Genomic DNA, 17,384 nt, shown 5'->3' with positions numbered 1-17,384 from the left:
CTGCAAAGTGCTGCCTGTGAGCGCAACAGCATAGATGCCGACAGCGAAGTTATTCGCTGGAGAGCAGGTCCATGGTGTGTTTGTCCATCATTTCCAATGCACGGCCACCGCCGCGGGCGACACAGGTCAGCGGGTCCTCGGCGACGATCACCGGCAGGCCGGTTTCCTGGGCCAGCAGCTTGTCCAGGTCACGCAGCAGCGCGCCACCACCGGTCAGCACCAGGCCACGCTCGGCGATATCCGAAGCCAGCTCCGGAGGCGACTGCTCCAGGGCGCTCTTCACTGCCTGAACGATGGCGGCCAGGGACTCTTGCAGAGCCTCCAGCACTTCATTGGAGTTCAGGGTGAAGGCACGTGGCACGCCCTCGGCCAGGTTACGGCCGCGCACGTCGACTTCGCGCACTTCACCGCCCGGGTAGGCGGTACCGATTTCCTGCTTGATGCGCTCGGCGGTGGATTCGCCGATCAGGCTGCCGTAGTTGCGGCGCACGTAGGTGACGATGGCTTCGTCGAAGCGGTCGCCGCCGACACGGACGGACTCGGCATAGACCACGCCGTTCAGGGAGATCAGGGCGATCTCGGTGGTACCGCCACCGATATCCACGACCATCGAGCCACGGGCTTCCTCGACCGGCAGGCCGGCGCCGATAGCGGCGGACATCGGTTCTTCGATCAGGAACACTTCACGGGCACCGGCGCCAAGGGCCGATTCACGGATGGCACGACGCTCAACCTGGGTGGACTTGCATGGAACGCAGATCAGCACACGAGGGCTGGGCTGCAGGAAGCTGTTTTCATGAACCTTGTTGATGAAGTACTGCAGCATCTTTTCGCAGACGCTGAAATCGGCGATCACGCCATCTTTCATCGGACGAATGGCAGCAATGTTGCCCGGAGTACGACCGAGCATGCGCTTGGCTTCGGTACCAACCGCCACAACACTTTTCTGATTACCGTGGGTCCGGATGGCTACGACAGATGGTTCATTCAGGACAATACCGCGCTCGCGCACGTAAATAAGGGTGTTGGCAGTGCCCAGGTCAATGGAAAGATCGCTGGAAAACATGCCACGCAGTTTCTTGAACATGGGAAAGGGACCCTAGGCAACGCGTGGGTAAAAAAGTGCGGCAAACTCTAACAACGACAGGGATTTTGGGCAAGGCGCCAATATGTTAAATTGGCGCCTTTTCTGTGCACCAACCCCCACAATCGCGGCCGTAAGACCGTAGAAATACGGTAGTGTTCCGACAATCTGACACGCGGACGATTTCCGCTTTTGTTTTCCACTGGAGAATCCCATGGCGCTTGAACGCTCCGATGTGGAAAAAATCGCTCATTTGGCCAGCATCAAGCTCAATGAAGGCGATCTTCCACACATCACCTCCGCCCTGAACAGCATTCTGGGGCTGGTAGATGAAATGCAGGCAGTCGATACCGACGGTATCGAGCCGCTGGCCCACCCCCTGGAAGCCAGCCAGCGCCTGCGCGCAGACGTTGTGACCGAGTCCAATCATCGCGAGGCCTACCAGTCCATCGCGCCAGCGGTCGAAAACGGCCTGTACCTGGTTCCGAAAGTCATCGACTAAAGGGAAAGAGCCTGCAATGCACCACATGACCCTGGCCGAGATCGCCCGCGGACTCGCCGACAAGAAATTCTCCTCCGAAGAACTGACCCGGACCCTGCTGGCGCGCATCGCCCAGCTCGACCCGCAGATCAACAGCTTCATCAGCCTCACCGAAGACCTCGCGCTGACCCAGGCCAAGGCCGCCGATGCCCGTCGCGCAAATGGCGAGAGCGGTGCCCTGCTGGGCGCGCCGATCGCCCACAAGGACCTGTTCTGTACCCAGGGCATCCGCACCAGCTGTGGCTCGAAGATGCTCGACAACTTCAAGGCGCCCTACGACGCCACCGTGGTCTCCAAGCTGGCCGCCGCCGGTACCGTGACCCTGGGCAAGACCAACATGGACGAATTCGCCATGGGCTCGGCCAACGAGTCGAGCTGGTATGGCGCGGTGAAGAACCCGTGGAACCTCGAGCACGTGCCGGGCGGTTCGTCCGGCGGTTCCGCCGCAGCCGTGGCCGCACGCCTGCTGCCGGCCGCAACGGCCACCGATACCGGTGGCTCGATTCGCCAGCCTGCGGCCTTCACCAACCTCACCGGCCTGAAGCCGACCTATGGTCGCGTGTCCCGCTGGGGCATGATCGCCTACGCCTCCAGCCTCGACCAGGGCGGCCCGCTGGCACGCACAGCCGAAGACTGCGCGCTCCTGCTGCAAGGCATGGCCGGCTTCGATCCGAACGACTCCACCAGCATCGATGAACCCGTGCCCGACTACAGCGCCAGCCTCAACGGCTCGCTGCAGGGCCTGCGCATCGGCGTGCCGAAGGAGTACTTCAGCGCCGGCCTCGACCCGCGCATCGCCGACCTGATCCACGCCAGCATCAAGGAGCTGGAGAAGCTCGGTGCGGTGATCAAGGAAATCAGCCTGCCGAACATGCAGCACGCGATCCCGGCGTACTACGTGATCGCCCCGGCGGAAGCCTCCTCCAACCTGTCGCGTTTCGATGGCGTGCGCTTCGGCTACCGGTGCGAGAACCCCAAGGATCTGGAAGACCTGTACACCCGTTCCCGTGGCGAAGGCTTCGGCAGCGAAGTGCAGCGCCGGATCATGGTCGGCGCCTACGCGCTGTCCGCCGGCTACTACGACGCCTACTACCTCAAGGCGCAGAAGATCCGGCGCCTGGTGAAGAACGACTTCATGAACGCCTTCAACGAAGTCGACGTCATCCTCGGCCCGACCACGCCGAACCCGGCCTGGAAACTCGGCGCCAAGAACAGCGACCCGGTCGCTGCGTACCTGGAAGACGTCTACACCATCACCGCCAACCTCGCCGGTCTGCCGGGCCTGTCCATGCCGGCAGGTTTCGTCGATGGCCTGCCGGTGGGCGTGCAACTGCTTGCCCCGTATTTCCAGGAAGGCCGCTTGCTCAACGTTGCGCACCAGTACCAGTTGCACACCGACTGGCACACCCGCACCCCAACCGGCTTCTGAGGAGACACACATGCAATGGGAAGTCGTGATCGGGCTGGAGATCCATACCCAGCTCACCACTCAATCGAAGATTTTCTCCGGTAGCTCCACTGCCTTCGGCGCCGAGCCCAACACCCAGGCCAGCCTGGTGGACCTGGGCATGCCCGGCGTGCTGCCGGTGCTGAACCAGGAAGCGGTGCGCATGGCGGTGATGTTCGGCCTGGCGGTAGACGCCCAGATCGGCCAGCACAACGTGTTCGCCCGCAAGAACTACTTCTACCCGGACCTGCCCAAGGGCTACCAGATCAGCCAGATGGACCTGCCGATTGTCGGCAAGGGTCACCTGGACATCCCCCTGGAAGACGGCACCGTCAAGCGCATCGGCATCACCCGTGCGCATCTGGAGGAAGATGCCGGCAAGAGCCTGCACGAAGAGTTCAACGGCGCCACCGGCATCGACCTGAACCGCGCCGGCACGCCGCTGCTGGAAATCGTTTCCGAGCCTGACCTGCGCAGCGCCAAGGAAGCCGTGGCCTACGTCAAGTCGATCCACGCCCTGGTGCGCTACCTGGGGATCTGCGACGGCAACATGGCCGAAGGTTCCCTGCGCTGCGACTGCAACGTCTCGATCCGGCCCAAGGGCCAGGCCGAGTTCGGCACCCGCTGCGAGATCAAGAACGTCAACTCGTTCCGCTTTATCGAGAAGGCGATCAACTCCGAGATCCAGCGCCAGATCGACCTGATCGAGGACGGCGGCAAGGTGATCCAGCAGACTCGCCTGTACGATCCGAACAAGGACGAGACCCGTCCGATGCGCAGCAAGGAAGAAGCCAACGACTATCGTTACTTCCCCGATCCGGACCTGCTGCCGGTGGTCATCGAGGACGCCTTCCTCGCCCAGGTGCGCGCGACCCTGCCGGAGCTGCCACCGCAGAAACGCGAGCGCTTCCAGGAACAGTTCGGCCTGTCGGTCTACGATGCCAGCGTGCTGGCCTCCAGCCGTGAGCAGGCGGACTACTTCGAGAAGGTCGCCAACATCGCCGGCGACGCCAAGCTGGCGGCCAACTGGGTCATGGTCGAGCTGGGCAGCCTGCTGAACAAGCAGGGCCTGGAGATCGACCAAGCCCCGGTATCGGCCGAGCAACTGGGCGGCATGCTCCTGCGCATCAAGGACAACACCATCTCCGGCAAGATCGCCAAGACCGTGTTCGAAGCCATGGCCAACGGCGAAGGCAACGCCGACGAGATCATCGACAAGCGCGGCCTCAAGCAGGTCACCGACACCGGCGCGATCTCGGCGGTACTGGACGAAATGCTCGCGGCCAACGCCGAGCAGGTCGAACAATATCGCGCCGCTGACGAAGCCAAGCGCGGCAAGATGTTCGGCTTCTTCGTCGGCCAGGCGATGAAGGCCTCCAAGGGCAAGGCCAACCCGCAACAGGTCAACGAGTTGCTGAAAAGCAAGCTCGAAGGCTGACCGGGACATGAAGCCGTGGCTTGCCAGTCGAAACGTGGTCCGCGTACCGCCGTTCTCGCTGGCAAGCCCTCCTTCCCCATCGATGCCCGCTCCCCTTTTCCCCATGCGTTCGCCCCTGCAATCCTGGCTCGGCGCCTGCGCCCTGCTGGCACTGCTCAGCGGCTGCGCCAGTAGCCAACTGGTCGACCCCCGGGGTTATGACGAGACCGGAACCGCCTCCTACTATGGTGCCCGGCATCACGGCAAGCGCACTGCCAGCGGCGAAGCCTTCGACCAGAACGGCCTTACCGCCGCCCATCGCCAACTGCCCTTCGGCACCCGGGTGCAAGTCACCAACCTGGCCAACGACAAGCGCGTCGTGGTCCGTATCACCGATCGAGGCCCGCACACCCGTGGCCGCCTGATCGACCTATCCCGCGGTGCCGCCCAGCAGTTGGACATGCTGCGCAGCGGAACCGCGAAAGTACGTGTCCAAGCCCTCAGCGACTGATTCCCGGAGTTCATCATTACCGCCTTCGCCGAACTGCCCCTGCTCAGCCTGATCCAGCTCATCAGCGGCCTGCTGATGCTGGTCGCCGGTGCCGAGCTGCTGGTCCGCGCGGCCGTGCGCCTGGTGGTCCGCCTGCATGTGCGGCCGCTGATCATCGGCCTGACCATCGTCGCCTTCGGCAGCAGTGCCCCGCAGCTGGCCATCAGCCTGCAAGCGACGCTGGGCGGCAGCACCGATATCGCCGTGGGTAGCGTGATCGGCAGCAGCATCTTCAACATCCTGGTGACCCTGGGCCTCTCGGCGCTGATCATTCCGCTACGGGTTTCCCGGCAACTGGTGCGCCTGGACATCCCGTTGATGATCGGCGCCAGCCTGCTGGTATTCGCCCTGGCCTACAACGAGCACCTGGGCCCGCTCGACGGCGCGATCCTGCTGGCGGCGCTGGTGCTGTACCTGGCCCTGCTGTCGCGCCAGTCACGCCACGCCACGCGCCTGCACTCCCCCGCGCCACCCGCGCGCAAGCACCCGGCGCCCTGGCTCAGTAGCCTGCTGCTGATCCTCCTTGGCCTGGGCCTGCTGGTATTCGCCGGGCACTTGTTGCTGGGCGCCGCGATCACCGTGGCCGACGACCTGGGCCTGTCGGAGCGGGTCATGGGCCTGACGGTGATCGCCGTCAGCGCCTCGCTGCCCCAGCTGGCCACCTCGCTGCTGGCCGCCCTGCGCGGCCAGCGCGATATCGCCGTGGGCAACGTGATCGGCGGCAATCTGTTCAACCTGCTGGGGGTCCTGGGGTTCACCGCCCTGGTGGCGCCCACGCCGCTGTCGGTCTCGCCCAATGCCCTGGACTTCGACCTGCCGGTGCTGCTCGGTGTCGCGACCCTGTGCCTGCCGGTGTTCTATTCCGGCTACCGTGTGACTCGGGCCGAGGGCCTGCTGCTGCTCGGCCTGTACCTGGCCTACGGGCTGCACGTGATGTCCTTCACGACCGGCATGCCCCTGGCGGGCAAGCTGGAGCGCCTGATGCTGTTTTTCATCCTGCCGGCGCTGGTGGCGTTCCTGCTGTTCAGTTCGCTACGGGCCTGGCGCCGCCAACACAAGAGGGAAACGCCATGAGCGAGAACAATAAAAGCGGTCTGCAGATGCGTCGCCAGGTGATGGGCGATGCCTTCGTCGACCGAGCCCTGGGCAACGCCACCGAGTTCAGCCAACCCTTGCAGGACTTCGTCAACGAACATGCCTGGGGAGGCGTGTGGAACCGCGAAGGCCTGCCGCTCAAGACCCGCAGCCTGATCACCCTGGCGGCCCTGACCGCCCTCAAGTGCCCGCAGGAACTCAAGGGCCACGTACGCGGCGCGCTGAACAACGGCTGCACTGTCGAAGAGATTCGCGAAGCGCTGCTGCACTGCGCGGTGTATGCCGGGGTGCCGGCGGCCGTCGATGCCTTTCGCGCCGCCCAGGAAGTGATAGACGCCTACCAGCAAGACCAGTGATATCTCGTCGCCGGTCGCCCCTGCGCGCCGGCGTGCCCCCCCCTAGATCCAGCCTCCCCACTGCAGCAGGAAGATCCCGATATTGGTGGTCACTGCCGCCATCACCGTGGTGATGACGATGATTGCCGCTGCCAGTTCATGATTGCCGTTGGCCGCCCGGGCCATGACGAAGCTTGCCGCCGCGGTGGGGCTGCCGAAGTACAGGAACAGGATTCCCAGTTCGGCCCCGCGAAAGCCGCAAAGCCAGGCGCCGAAAGTCGCCAGCGCCGGCAGGCTGATCATCTTCATCAAGCTGGAACTGATAGCCATCCGCCCGCTGTTGCGCAAGGCCGCCATGGACAGGGTGCCGCCGATGCAGATCAGCGCCAGCGGCAGGGTCATCTGCGCCAGGTACTGGCCCGAGGTCTGCAACCAGCCAGGCAGGCCGATCTGCCAGTAGGCGAATGACCCGGCCACCAGCACGCTGACGATCAGCGGATTGCTGATCACGTTCTTGAAGATGCTCCAGGGGTCGGACTTGATCACCGGGCTGTAGACCGCCAGGACGATGGTCGACAGGGTGTTGTAGAAAAGGATCACCAGCGCCGCCAGCACCGCCCCCAGGGAAATGCCGTAGCTGCCATACATGCTGGCCGCCAGGGCCAGGCCGATGATCGCGTTGTTGCCGCGAAACGCGCCCTGGGTATAGATGCCGCGATCCTCCCGCGGACAACGCCAGATCGCCCAGAGCCAGGCCAGGGCGAAGCACGCCAGGGTGGCCAGGGAAAAATACACCAGCACCCCGGGCTTGAGCGACGAACGCAGGTCGGCGTGGACGATACCCAGGAACAGCAACGCCGGCATGGTGACGTTGAACACCAGGGCCGAGGCGGTATGGATGAAGTTGTCGTTGATCCAGCCCACCCGCTTGAGCAACAGACCCAGCAACAGCATGGCGAAGACGGGCGCGGTGATCGTCAGCGTTTCGAAAAAGATGGCCAGCATGGGCGGGTGGACCTTGAGCCTGTCGTAAGGCGGCCAATGGTAATCCAATCATTCCGCGGCCGCTCGAGGAGCGAGCCGCCAACCCTTGGGCCAGAGGCCTCGCCAAACCATCACTCCGGCCGACGCGAAAAAACATCCTGCTTCGAATGCTTGCCATCTTGACGGGAAATGGTTTTCGTTTATTCTCGATTTCAACTGTATATACATACAGTTAAATTCAAATAACCCATGACATATCAAGGAGCTAGAAATGTCAGGAATCTCTGCACAGAAGCAGCAACCGCAACATGCCGGCAAGATCATCGCCGACCTGGACCGCCTGTTCACCGAACAAGGCATCGCCATCAACGGCGATGGCGACAACCTGGTACTGGTCGCCGACGGCCACCACACCATCAAGTACCACCGCCCGGAACACCTGCCCCGTGAGCCAAAGCCCGTAGCGCCGGGCAAGCCATCGCTGCGTTTCGAAGGCGGCGAACACACCGCCATCGGCGACAGCACCCTGCTGCGTTTCGCCAAGGACGCCCCCGCCATTCCTGCCTGGCAAGTCGAACTGCACCTGCCCAACGGCCTGGCCCTGACCTACGGCCAGGTCGTCGCCCTGGGCGGTGACTTCTACGGTATTCCCGACCAGCCGATCTGCGATGGCGCGACCCCGGCCGAACGGGTGCAACGCTTCATCGCCGCGTTCAACTCCCTGGCTGTGCTCCCCGCTTCCAAGGACGAGGCCCGGCAGATCCTGGCCGTGATGCAGAAGGAAATCGCCGCCGCCAACCAGGCCATCCGTGACGGCAAGCAACCCCACGAGGCCTATGACGCCCTCGGCGACAGCCTGTCCGAGGAATGGAACAAGATCACCGGCGGTGGCAGCGCGGTATCCGCGCTGTTCCCCCTGGGCCGCTACCTGAAGCTGGCCGCCAACAACGCCGACCATTTCGGCGAATGGGCCCTGGCGGCCTACACCGCCGGCCATACCGCCGCCCTGCAACAAGCGGTGCAGGCAGGCAAGACCGCGGATGACAAGCAACTGGAACTGGCCTATGCGATGAGCGCCTTCGCCGACCACTTCCTCACCGACCTGTTCTCCGCCGGCCATGTACGAGTGCCGCGCAAGCAAGTAGCGGCTGTGGTCACTCCCAGCGACCTGGGTTCGTTGATCACCCGTTTCATGCATGACGAGGACAGCAAGTTCGGCCTCAATGTCAGCAACGCCCAGGGCGATCGCTGGCACTCCTACGGCGACAAGCGCTATTTCGACAGCGTCGACCACCGCAATCGCCAGCTGGTGAAACTGGCGGTCCAACGCTCGGCCGACGAGATCTTCGCCAGCTACCTCAGCGGCAGCCTGCCGGCCCCGGCCAGCTATGCGGCGCTGAAAGTGGCGCCGGACCTGAACGCCGCCAAGAGCGGCAACTTCTCGCCACTGTTCGTCACCAAGGGCGACCAGGTGCTGCGTCGCAGCGACGTCAACAACCTCAACGACAGCAAGACCATCGACAACTGGTGGGGCTGGAGCACCTACCTGCTGCTCAAGAACTACAGCCCCAACAAGCCGGCGGGCTACCTGGAAACCCCCGGTGCGATGCCTTCGATCGTCGCCGATGGCTGGCAGAGCCACACCCCCAGCGAACCGAACTGGCTGCCAGGCCACGCGGTGCGCTACGCCGTCAGCGAAACCAATGGCTTGAACGAGTCGTACATCGGCCCCTGGTCGGCCTATGTCGAGCTCGGCGACAGCTTCCAGCCGACCCTGGCGATCCCGGCCGGCACCAGCAACAGCGGCGCCAGCGGGCGCAATGTGTTCCGCCAGTTCCGTGGCGGCTCACCGGAGCTGATCGGCTCCATCGACAAGAACGCCACCCGCTTCATCGACCGCAACGCCTGACAAGGACATCACCATGGCTATCAATCTGAACCTGCAACTGGCCTCCGGCCAATCCCTCAAGGGCGCTCCGCTGGAGCTGCTGCTCAACGGCGCGCCCATCGCCCGGGCCAGCGTCGACGAACGCGGCAACGTGGCCTTCAACGCCAAGCCGGGCAGCGGCCAGCTGGCGGTGCGAGTCGACCGCACTATCCTCAAGAACGGCTGACACCCGCGAAAAAAAGGCCCGCCCGGCAGCTACTGCCGGGCGGGCCTTCTTACATCCGGACGGTGATCAGGCGCTCAGGGGCTGCTCCACCAGCTGGCCCTGGTCGATGCGAACATGCCGCGGATGGAAACGCTTGAGGCTGCTGCGGTGGCCGACACTGACGATGCTCAACCCCGGCAGCTGGTCGATCAACGCCTGGTACAACGCTGCTTCGTCTTCTTCATCCATGGCCGAGGTGGCCTCGTCCATGTACAGCCACTGCGGTGCATACAACAGCGCCCGGGCAAAGGCCAGGCGCTGCTGTTCGCCCGGAGAAAGCATGCGCTGCCAGTGATTGGGCTCATCCAGGCGCGGTACCAGATGCGCCAAACGGCAAGTATCCAGCACTTGCTCGTAGCGCTCCTGGGCATAGCTGTCGCCCGCTTGTGGATAACTCAGGGCCTCACGCAGGCTGCCAATGGGCAGGTAGGGTTTTTGCGGCAGGAACAGCGCACGCTGGTCCGGCAAGCGGATATTGCCGTGGCCCGCCGGCCACAGGCGTCCCATGGCCCGCAGCAGGGTGCTCTTGCCACTGCCGGAGCGACCGCTGAGCATCAGCCGCTCGCCCGGGCTCACGGTCATCTGCGCACCGGCCAGCAGGTGCCGGCCATCGGCCAGGTCCAGGCCCAGGTCATGCACTTGCAGCTGCTTGCCCTCGGTTTGCACGTCGATGGCCGGGGGGCGTTCCTCGTTGTCGCTCATGGCCTGGCGGAAACTCAGCAGACGGTCGCAGGTGGCGCGCCAGGCTGCGAGGTCGGAATAGGCCGTGATGAACCAGCTGAAGTTCTCCTGGACGTTGCCGAAGGCCGAGTTGATCTGCATCAGCTCGCCCAGCTCGATCTTGCCGGCGAAGTAACGTGGGGCCGCGACGATGAACGGGAAGATGATCGCGATCTGGCCATAACCGGCCGTGAAGAAGGTCAGGCGCTTGGATACCTTCATGATGTCCCAGAAGTTGTGCCAGACCTTGCCGAAACGACTGCTCAGGCGCTGGTTCTCATTCTTCTCGCCGTCATACAGGGCAATGCTCTCGGCGTTTTCCCGGACCCGCACCATGGAGAAACGCAGGTCGGCCTCGAAACGTTGCTGCTGGTTGTTCAGGCCGATCAACCGGCGCCCGATCAGGTGGGTCAGCCAGCTGCCGACCAGGGCGTACACCAGGGCGCACCAGAACATGTAGCCGGGAATGGTATAGCCCAGCACCTCGATGCTGCCGGACACGCCCCAGAGGATGATGGAAAAGGACACCAGGCTGACCAGGTTGCGGATCAGCCCCAGGCCCAGCGCCAGGGTGTTGGTGGTGAAGCTGTTGAGGTCCTCGGAAATCCGCTGGTCGGGGTTGTCGGTATAACCGCCCTGCTCCAGCTGGTAGTAGTTCTTGTTGTCCAGCCAACGGGCGAAGTGCTTCTCGGTGAGCCAGGCCCGCCAGCGGATGGTCAGCATCTGGGTCAGGTACAGGCGGTACACCGCGCCCAGGATCGCCACCGCGGCAATGCCGCAGAAATACAGGATCAGGTGCCAGAATGCCGCTTCGTCCTTCTTCTGCAAGGCGTTGTAGAAATCCTTGTACCAGCTGTTGATCCACACCGAGATGGCTACGCTGAACAGCGACAAGCCGATCACCGCGATCAGCAGCAGCCAGGCCTTGCCCTTTTCCTCGCTGCGCCAGTAGGGCACGGTCATGGCCCACACCCGACGGAAGAATTGCCCGCGCACGGCATCGTTGACCGCAGAGTATTCAGCGTTCTGATTCATCATTGGAGCTCGATTGAGAGGGGGGAAAGCATCGAGCCGATCATAGTCGATCGGCTCGCTTTTTCACCTGTCCTGGAGGACACGGCGCCCGGCGCGGATCAGCGGCGGACGGGGCGCTTCTGCAGCTTGCGCTGCAAGGTACGGCGGTGCATGCCCAGGGCCCGGGCAGTGGCGGAGATGTTGCCTTCGTGCTCGGTCAGCACCCGCTGGATGTGCTCCCACTGCAGGCGGTCCACCGACATCGGGTTTTCCGGCACCAGGGTGTCGAGGTCGGCATGCTCGGACAGCAGCGCCGCCAGTACATCGTCGGCGTCCGCCGGCTTGCACAGGTAATTGCAGGCGCCGCGCTTGATCGCCTCCACCGCGGTGGCGATGCTCGAGTAGCCGGTGAGGATCAGCACTCGCATCTCCGGGTCCAGTTCCAGCAGCTTGGGCAGCAGCACCAGGCCGGAATCGCCGTCCATCTTCAGGTCCAGCGCGGCATAGTCCGGCAGGTCCTGCTGGGCCAGCGCCAGGCCCTCTTCGGCGGAACCCGCGGTGCTGACGCGAAAGCCTCGACGGCTCATGGCTCGCGCCATCACGCGGGTAAAGGTAGCGTCATCATCCACCAGCAACAGGTGCGGCAGTTCCTCGCCTTCGACTTGGTTCTCTTCACTCATGGTCGTCTCCTCGGGCGGCACGGGGCAGGCGCAGCTCGGTGAGCGTACCGCCTTCCTCATGACTGTAGAGTTTTACTGAGCCACCAGCGCGGGTCACGCTGGCCTTGCTCAAGAACAGGCCCAGGCCGAAACCTTTGCCCTTGGTGGTAAAAAACGGTTTGCCAATCTGCTCGGCGATGGCCAAGGGTACTCCGGCGCCGTGGTCGCGGATACTGATGGTCAGGTCTTCCGCATTCCAGTCCAGGCGTACCTCCAGGCCTTCGGGGCAGGCATCGGCGGCATTGTTGAGCAAGTTCAGCAGCGCCTGGGTCAGGTCCGGCGGCGGTGCCAGGCGTGGCATCGGGCCCTGGCCCAGCAGGTGGAAACGATAGCTGGCCTCAGGACGCATCAGGTGCCAACGGTTCAGGGCTTCGTCGAGCCACTGGGTCACATCCTGCATCTCTACCGCCATCCGCCGATTGGCTTCGGCGGCACGTACCAGTTGCTGCAAGGTTTCCTTGCACAGCTTGACCTGGTCCTGGAGCACGCTGAGGTCATCCTGCAACAACGGATCGGGATGGTCCTGGCGCATTTCCTTGAGCAACACGCTCATGGTCGCCAGCGGCGTACCCAACTCATGGGCGGCGCCGGCGGCCTGGGTGGCCACGGCCAGCAACTGCTGGTCGCGCAGCCCTTCCTCGCGGCGGATCGCCCGCAGTTCTTCCTGGCGCCGCAGCTCCTCGGCCATCCGTGCGGCAAAGAAGGTGATCACCGCCGCGGCCAGGGCAAAGCTCAGCCACATGCCGTAGACCTGCAGGTTCTCGCGGGCGATGGGCAGGGTCTGCAAGGGATAGAACCACGCTAGCAACAGGGTATAGAGGGCCAGGGCAATCCCGGAGAGTGCCACCGAATAGCGCCAGGGCAGGGTCACCGCGGCGATGGTCAGGGGCACCAGGTAATAGGAGACGAAAGGATTGGTGGAGCCGCCGGAGAAATACAGCAGCACGCTGTGGATAAATAGATCGCAAGCCAGTTGCAGGGCATATTCCAGCTCCGTCACCGGCCATGAGGTGCGCAAACGGATGGCGGTGAAGGCACACAGCACCATGGAGAACACCAGGGTGATGCCCAGTTGCAACCAGGGCAGCGGCAGCAGGTCGAGCCAGTAGGCAAGCCCCACCGAACCGGCCTGAGCGGCCAGAACCAGGGTGCGGATGAAGGTCAGGCGCCAGAGGTTCTGGCGAGTTGCAGACAGCAATTTTACGGGGGCGAGCATGAGCTCTCCTGATGAGCGCTCCAGGGCAATCGGCGGGAGTATAACCAAGCAGCCCCCAACGCAGGCAAACTGCGGCAAAGCGCCACAGGAAAAGCAGCGGCAAGCGGCAAGCTTTGAGCTACAAGCACAAGTCCCGGAATAAGGGAGGCCAAGGTGTATCAAAGTTGTAATGGGTGCAACTGGGAATAAAAGCTAGAGTCATATCGCTCACGCAGGCGCGAACTTTCGGCTTGCGGACTGCACTCAAGGAGATCCCATGCAGCCTTTCACTCGCAGCGTCGCCCTTCTGGCCCTTGGCGCCGGCACCCTCACCAGCCTGCCTGCCCTGGCCGCCGATGAATTGCATTACAACCAGGTTTCCCTGCGCGCCGAAGCCAGCCAGGAAGTGGCCCGGGACCTGATGATCGTGACCCTCTATAGCGAGTCGCAGAACTCCGATCCAGCCAAGCTGGCGGCAGAAATCAGCACCACCATGAACAAGGCCCTGGAACAGGCGCGCCAGGTCAAGGAAGTGACCCTGAGCCAGGGTAGCCGCAACAGCTACCCGATCTACGACAGCAAGGGCCAGAAGATCACCGGCTGGCGCGAGCGCGCGGAACTGCGCCTGGAAAGCTCCAACTTCGCCGCCCTGTCCAAGCTGACCGGCGAACTCTTGACCGACCTGAAGATGGACGGCATGGACTTCGCCATCGCCCCTGCGACCCGCAAAGCCAGCGAGGATGCCCTGCTCAAGGACGCGGTCCAGGCATTCAAGGCCCGGGCCCAGCTGGCGACCGAGGCCCTGGGTGGCAAGGGCTACAAGATCGTCAACCTGAACCTCAACAGCAACGGCTATCCACAGCCCTACCTGCGCGCACCGATGATGAAGGCCGCCGGTGCGGACTTCGCTTCCTCTTCCGTCACCCCGGAAGTCGAAGCCGGAACCAGCAAGGTCAACATGACCGCCGACGGCGCCATCGAAGTGCTGATGCAATAAGCCACGCATCAACCACGCAAAACGGCGGCCCCGTGCAAACGTGGTCGCCGTTTTGCGTTTCTACCTGTCGTCTGGCGAATTAGGAAAACTCGCGTCGTTGTGTATGAATCCAACCAGCAAGGTGATGTTACAGTGACGGCCCCGTCATGTATCTGTCATACGTTGCTGACGTCCGTCAGATACACGCCGGGTATTTTTACTGCAGCTTTCCAATAAGAGTCTCTTCAATGACCGCAGATCGCATCGGCGAACGCCTGCGCCGCTATCGCCGCGCCGCCAAGAAAACCCTGCGTCAGATTGCCAGCGAGTCCGGTCTGACTGCCAGCTTCCTCTCCCAGGCAGAACGCAATCTCACCGGCGTGTCCATTTCATCCCTGGTCAACATCGCCAAGTCCCTGAATGTTCCACTGAACGCCCTGTTCGACCAGCCAATCCAGGCCCAGCCCGACTCCCACGACGGTGAACGGGTGCGCTATACCATCGAGGGCCAGCCGCTGGCCTATGAACGCCTGTCCAGTTCATTTCCCGGAAACATGATCAACGCGGTGAAGATGAACATCTCCGTGGGATATCAATCGGAACTCATCTCCCATGATGGCTCGGAGTTTTCCTACGTTCTCTCTGGACAGATCGTGTACACCATCGAAGGCCGGCAATACCCCCTGGGCCCCGGCGACTCGGTGCACTTCGACGCTACCAAGGCCCACTTCCTGGCCAATGTCGGCGACGGTCCGGCGGAAGTCCTGACCGTCACCACCATGGGCCTGTTCGACGACCTCCCCGCCTCCTGAAACCCATTCCCGCCATGCCTGCCGAGCCTCAAGGACGAGGCTTTGCGCAGGAGAAAAGTTAGTCATGCTTAATTTTCGTTGACCGCAATTTCAGCATGACTTAATTTCGGCATCGGCGAGTGACCACGCAAACACATGACAGGCACTCGCCATCGCCGCAAAGGCTCCATGGGTTCATCCATTTCCCATGGCAAGGCGAGTTGCCACGGCCCACAAGGCCACCCTCAGGTAAGCCCTAGAAAAAGAAAAAATGAGGTTTGCATGTGTAAGTTCCACCCATTCCAGGTTTGGCAAGCCGCCGGTCTGAGCCTCGGCTCCCCGCTGCCCCACGCCGTTGGCAACCATTACCCCGCGTCTTCCCTTCCGGCCGCCATGGCGTTGCAGTTCTCCTGCAGGACCGCCCGTGCGCCGGGAAATCCGCTGCGCAAATCGCTCGCCGCCCGCCCAGAGCATGCACCATTACGGGGCGCAATCGCCCATGCATGCCCACAAAAAAGGCGGCAGATGCACCATAAAGAACCGACGCAAACGATCAAATGCGTCAAGTTTTATACAAATGCGTCATTCCTGTACGTTCGTTCCACTCTTTGATACCTGCGCCGGCCCCACATCTTGCATTGGGTATGGGGCCTGCATAAGTATCGGCGGGTCGACTCACAAGGTCGCCCTCAACACAAACAATGACAACAAATCATGAGGCCACCATGTTCAAACAAGCAGTCATTCCGTTTTTAGTCAGCGCCGGTCTGCTGGCCAGCGCCCCCATCGCCCAGGCGGCGACTAATCTGGTGTTCTGCTCCGAGGGCAGCCCTGCCGGTTTCGACCCGGGCCAGTACACCACCGGAACCGACTTCGACGCCTCGGCCGAGACCCTGTTCAACCGTCTCAGCCAGTTCGAACGTGGCGGCACCGCGGTCATCCCGGGCCTGGCCACCAGCTGGGACATCTCCGAAGACGGCCTGACCTACACCTTCCACCTGCGTGAAGGCGTCAAGTTCCATACCACGCCGTACTTCACCCCGACCCGCAACTTCAATGCCGACGACGTGGTGTTCACCTTCACCCGGATGATCGACAAGGACATGCCGTTCCGTAAGGCATACCCGACCGAATTCCCGTACTTCACCGACATGGGGATGGACACCAACATCACCAAGATCGAGAAACTCGACGACAAGACCGTGCGTTTCTCGCTGAAGAGCGTCGACGCCGCGTTCATCCAGAACCTGGCCATGAGCTTCGCCTCCATCCAGTCCGCCGAATACGCCGACAAGCTGCTCAAGGAAGGCAAGACCAGCGACATCAACCAGAAGCCGATCGGTACCGGCCCGTTCGTGTTCAAGAGCTACCAGAAGGACTCGAACATCCGCTACACCGGCAACAAGGACTACTGGAAACCTGAAGACGTGAAGATCGACAACCTGATCTTCGCCATCACCACCGACCCATCGGTGCGTATCCAGAAGCTGAAGAAGAACGAATGCCAGGTCACCCTCTTCCCACGCCCGGCCGACCTCAAGGCCCTCAAGGAAGACAAGGACCTGAAGATGCCTGAACAGGCCGGCTTCAACCTGGGTTATGTCGCCTACAACGTGATGCCGGTCCTCAAGGGCCGCACCGACGCCAACCCACTGGCCGACCTCAAGGTACGCCAGGCCCTGGACATGGCGGTGAACAAGCCGCAGATCATCGATTCGGTGTACCAGGGCGCCGGCCAACTGGCGGTCAACGCCATGCCGCCGACCGAGTGGTCCTACGACACCACCATCAAGGACGCCAAGTACGATCCCGAGAAAGCCCGCCAACTGCTCAAGGAAGCCGGCGTCAAGGAAGGCACCCAGATCACCCTGTGGGCCATGCCGGTACAGCGTCCCTACAACCCCAACGCCAAGCTGATGGCAGAAATGCTGCAGTCCGACTGGGCGAAGATCGGCCTGAAGGTGAACATCGTCAGCTATGAGTGGGGCGAGTACATCAAGCGTTCCAAGGGCGGCGAGAACCAGGCGATGATCATCGGCTGGAGCGGTGACAACGGTGACCCCGACAACTGGCTGGGCACCCTGTTCGGCTGCGACTCCATGAACGGCAACAACTTCTCGAAATGGTGTGACAAGCCTTACGACGCTTTGATCAAGCAAGCCAAGGCCACATCGGATGTCGCTAAACGCACCGAGCTGTACAAGCAGGCGCAGCACATCCTCAAAGACGCAGTCCCGATGACACCTATCGCACACTCGACGGTGTTCCAACCCATGCGCGCCAACGTGCAGGACTTCAAGATCAGCCCGTTCGGCTTGAACTCCTTCTACGGCGTGAGCATCAGCAAGTAACTTGCGACGACG

16 protein-coding genes are annotated in these 17,384 nt (G+C 62.7%); 11 read left to right on the top strand and 5 right to left on the bottom strand.

Annotated features, from left to right (window positions below; translation table 11 throughout):
• Positions 1-49: 49 nt before the first annotated feature.
• Positions 50-1,087 (bottom strand): rod shape-determining protein MreB, encoded by a 1,038-nt coding sequence (gene mreB, locus GDH07_RS02840; protein WP_022642308.1) that lies wholly within the window; start codon positions 1,085-1,087, stop codon positions 50-52.
• A 211-nt stretch (positions 1,088-1,298) separates the two neighbouring features.
• Here mreB and gatC point away from each other — a divergent pair, with 211 nt between their 5' ends.
• From gatC to GDH07_RS02810, 6 genes are all read left to right on the top strand, one after another.
• Positions 1,299-1,586, top strand: a complete 288-nt coding sequence (gene gatC, locus GDH07_RS02835; protein WP_022642307.1) for an Asp-tRNA(Asn)/Glu-tRNA(Gln) amidotransferase subunit GatC — start codon at positions 1,299-1,301, stop codon at positions 1,584-1,586.
• 16 nt (positions 1,587-1,602) lie between these two features.
• A complete protein-coding gene (gene gatA, locus GDH07_RS02830; protein WP_085596324.1) occupies positions 1,603-3,054 on the top strand; it encodes an Asp-tRNA(Asn)/Glu-tRNA(Gln) amidotransferase subunit GatA in 1,452 nt (483 codons plus the stop codon).
• Between the two features lie 10 nt (positions 3,055-3,064).
• Positions 3,065-4,510 (top strand): Asp-tRNA(Asn)/Glu-tRNA(Gln) amidotransferase subunit GatB, encoded by a 1,446-nt coding sequence (gene gatB / locus GDH07_RS02825; RefSeq protein WP_053134116.1) that lies wholly within the window; start codon positions 3,065-3,067, stop codon positions 4,508-4,510.
• A gap of 115 nt (positions 4,511-4,625) precedes the next feature.
• Positions 4,626-5,000: a septal ring lytic transglycosylase RlpA family protein gene (locus tag GDH07_RS02820; RefSeq protein ID WP_031320891.1), complete on the top strand. Its 375-nt coding sequence runs from the start codon at positions 4,626-4,628 to the stop codon at positions 4,998-5,000.
• 48 nt (positions 5,001-5,048) lie between these two features.
• A complete protein-coding gene (locus tag GDH07_RS02815; RefSeq protein WP_152896638.1) occupies positions 5,049-6,113 on the top strand; it encodes a calcium/sodium antiporter in 1,065 nt (354 codons plus the stop codon).
• Positions 6,110-6,490 (top strand): carboxymuconolactone decarboxylase family protein, encoded by a 381-nt coding sequence (locus tag GDH07_RS02810; protein ID WP_022642302.1) that lies wholly within the window; start codon positions 6,110-6,112, stop codon positions 6,488-6,490. The genes GDH07_RS02815 and GDH07_RS02810 overlap by 4 nt, the downstream gene beginning before the upstream one ends.
• 42 nt (positions 6,491-6,532) lie before the next feature.
• Here the strand turns inward: GDH07_RS02810 and GDH07_RS02805 are convergent, their stop codons facing one another.
• A complete protein-coding gene (locus tag GDH07_RS02805; RefSeq protein ID WP_152896637.1) occupies positions 6,533-7,474 on the bottom strand; it encodes an AEC family transporter in 942 nt (313 codons plus the stop codon).
• A gap of 250 nt (positions 7,475-7,724) precedes the next feature.
• Here GDH07_RS02805 and GDH07_RS02800 point away from each other — a divergent pair, with 250 nt between their 5' ends.
• Together GDH07_RS02800 and GDH07_RS02795 are read left to right on the top strand one after the other, a co-directional pair.
• Positions 7,725-9,362: a phospholipase gene (locus tag GDH07_RS02800; protein WP_152896636.1), complete on the top strand. Its 1,638-nt coding sequence runs from the start codon at positions 7,725-7,727 to the stop codon at positions 9,360-9,362.
• Between the two features lie 13 nt (positions 9,363-9,375).
• The gene (locus GDH07_RS02795; protein ID WP_022642299.1) at positions 9,376-9,567 is read left to right on the top strand and encodes a hypothetical protein; all 192 of its coding nucleotides are present in this window, start codon (positions 9,376-9,378) and stop codon (positions 9,565-9,567) included.
• A 66-nt stretch (positions 9,568-9,633) separates the two neighbouring features.
• On the opposite strand, the gene GDH07_RS02790 is transcribed toward GDH07_RS02795, so the two are convergent.
• The 3 genes from GDH07_RS02790 to GDH07_RS02780 form a co-directional block, all read right to left on the bottom strand.
• Positions 9,634-11,361: an ABC transporter ATP-binding protein/permease gene (locus tag GDH07_RS02790; protein WP_152896635.1), complete on the bottom strand. Its 1,728-nt coding sequence runs from the start codon at positions 11,359-11,361 to the stop codon at positions 9,634-9,636.
• Between the two features lie 98 nt (positions 11,362-11,459).
• Entirely contained in the window at positions 11,460-12,020 is a 561-nt protein-coding gene (locus tag GDH07_RS02785; protein ID WP_053138573.1) for a response regulator transcription factor, read from the bottom strand.
• Positions 12,013-13,275 (bottom strand): ATP-binding protein, encoded by a 1,263-nt coding sequence (locus GDH07_RS02780; RefSeq protein WP_022642298.1) that lies wholly within the window; start codon positions 13,273-13,275, stop codon positions 12,013-12,015. Before GDH07_RS02780 ends, GDH07_RS02785 begins: the two co-directional genes overlap by 8 nt.
• A gap of 256 nt (positions 13,276-13,531) precedes the next feature.
• Between GDH07_RS02780 and GDH07_RS02775 the strand changes: the two genes are divergently transcribed.
• The 3 genes from GDH07_RS02775 to GDH07_RS02760 all read left to right on the top strand — a co-directional run bounded on the left by GDH07_RS02775 (position 13,532) and on the right by GDH07_RS02760 (position 17,372).
• Positions 13,532-14,251, top strand: coding sequence for an SIMPL domain-containing protein (locus GDH07_RS02775; RefSeq protein WP_022642297.1), 720 nt, complete (start codon positions 13,532-13,534; stop codon positions 14,249-14,251).
• 227 nt (positions 14,252-14,478) lie between these two features.
• A complete protein-coding gene (locus GDH07_RS02770; protein WP_022642296.1) occupies positions 14,479-15,042 on the top strand; it encodes a helix-turn-helix domain-containing protein in 564 nt (187 codons plus the stop codon).
• Between the two features lie 704 nt (positions 15,043-15,746).
• Positions 15,747-17,372, top strand: a complete 1,626-nt coding sequence (locus GDH07_RS02760; RefSeq protein ID WP_053138570.1) for an ABC transporter substrate-binding protein — start codon at positions 15,747-15,749, stop codon at positions 17,370-17,372.
• The last annotated feature ends 12 nt before the right edge of the window (positions 17,373-17,384 follow it).

Source organism: Pseudomonas piscis, assembly GCF_009380155.1.
Taxonomy (GTDB): domain Bacteria; phylum Pseudomonadota; class Gammaproteobacteria; order Pseudomonadales; family Pseudomonadaceae; genus Aquipseudomonas; species Aquipseudomonas piscis.
Note: the sequence above shows the minus strand (reverse complement) of the source record. Positions and strands in the feature narration are given on the sequence as shown.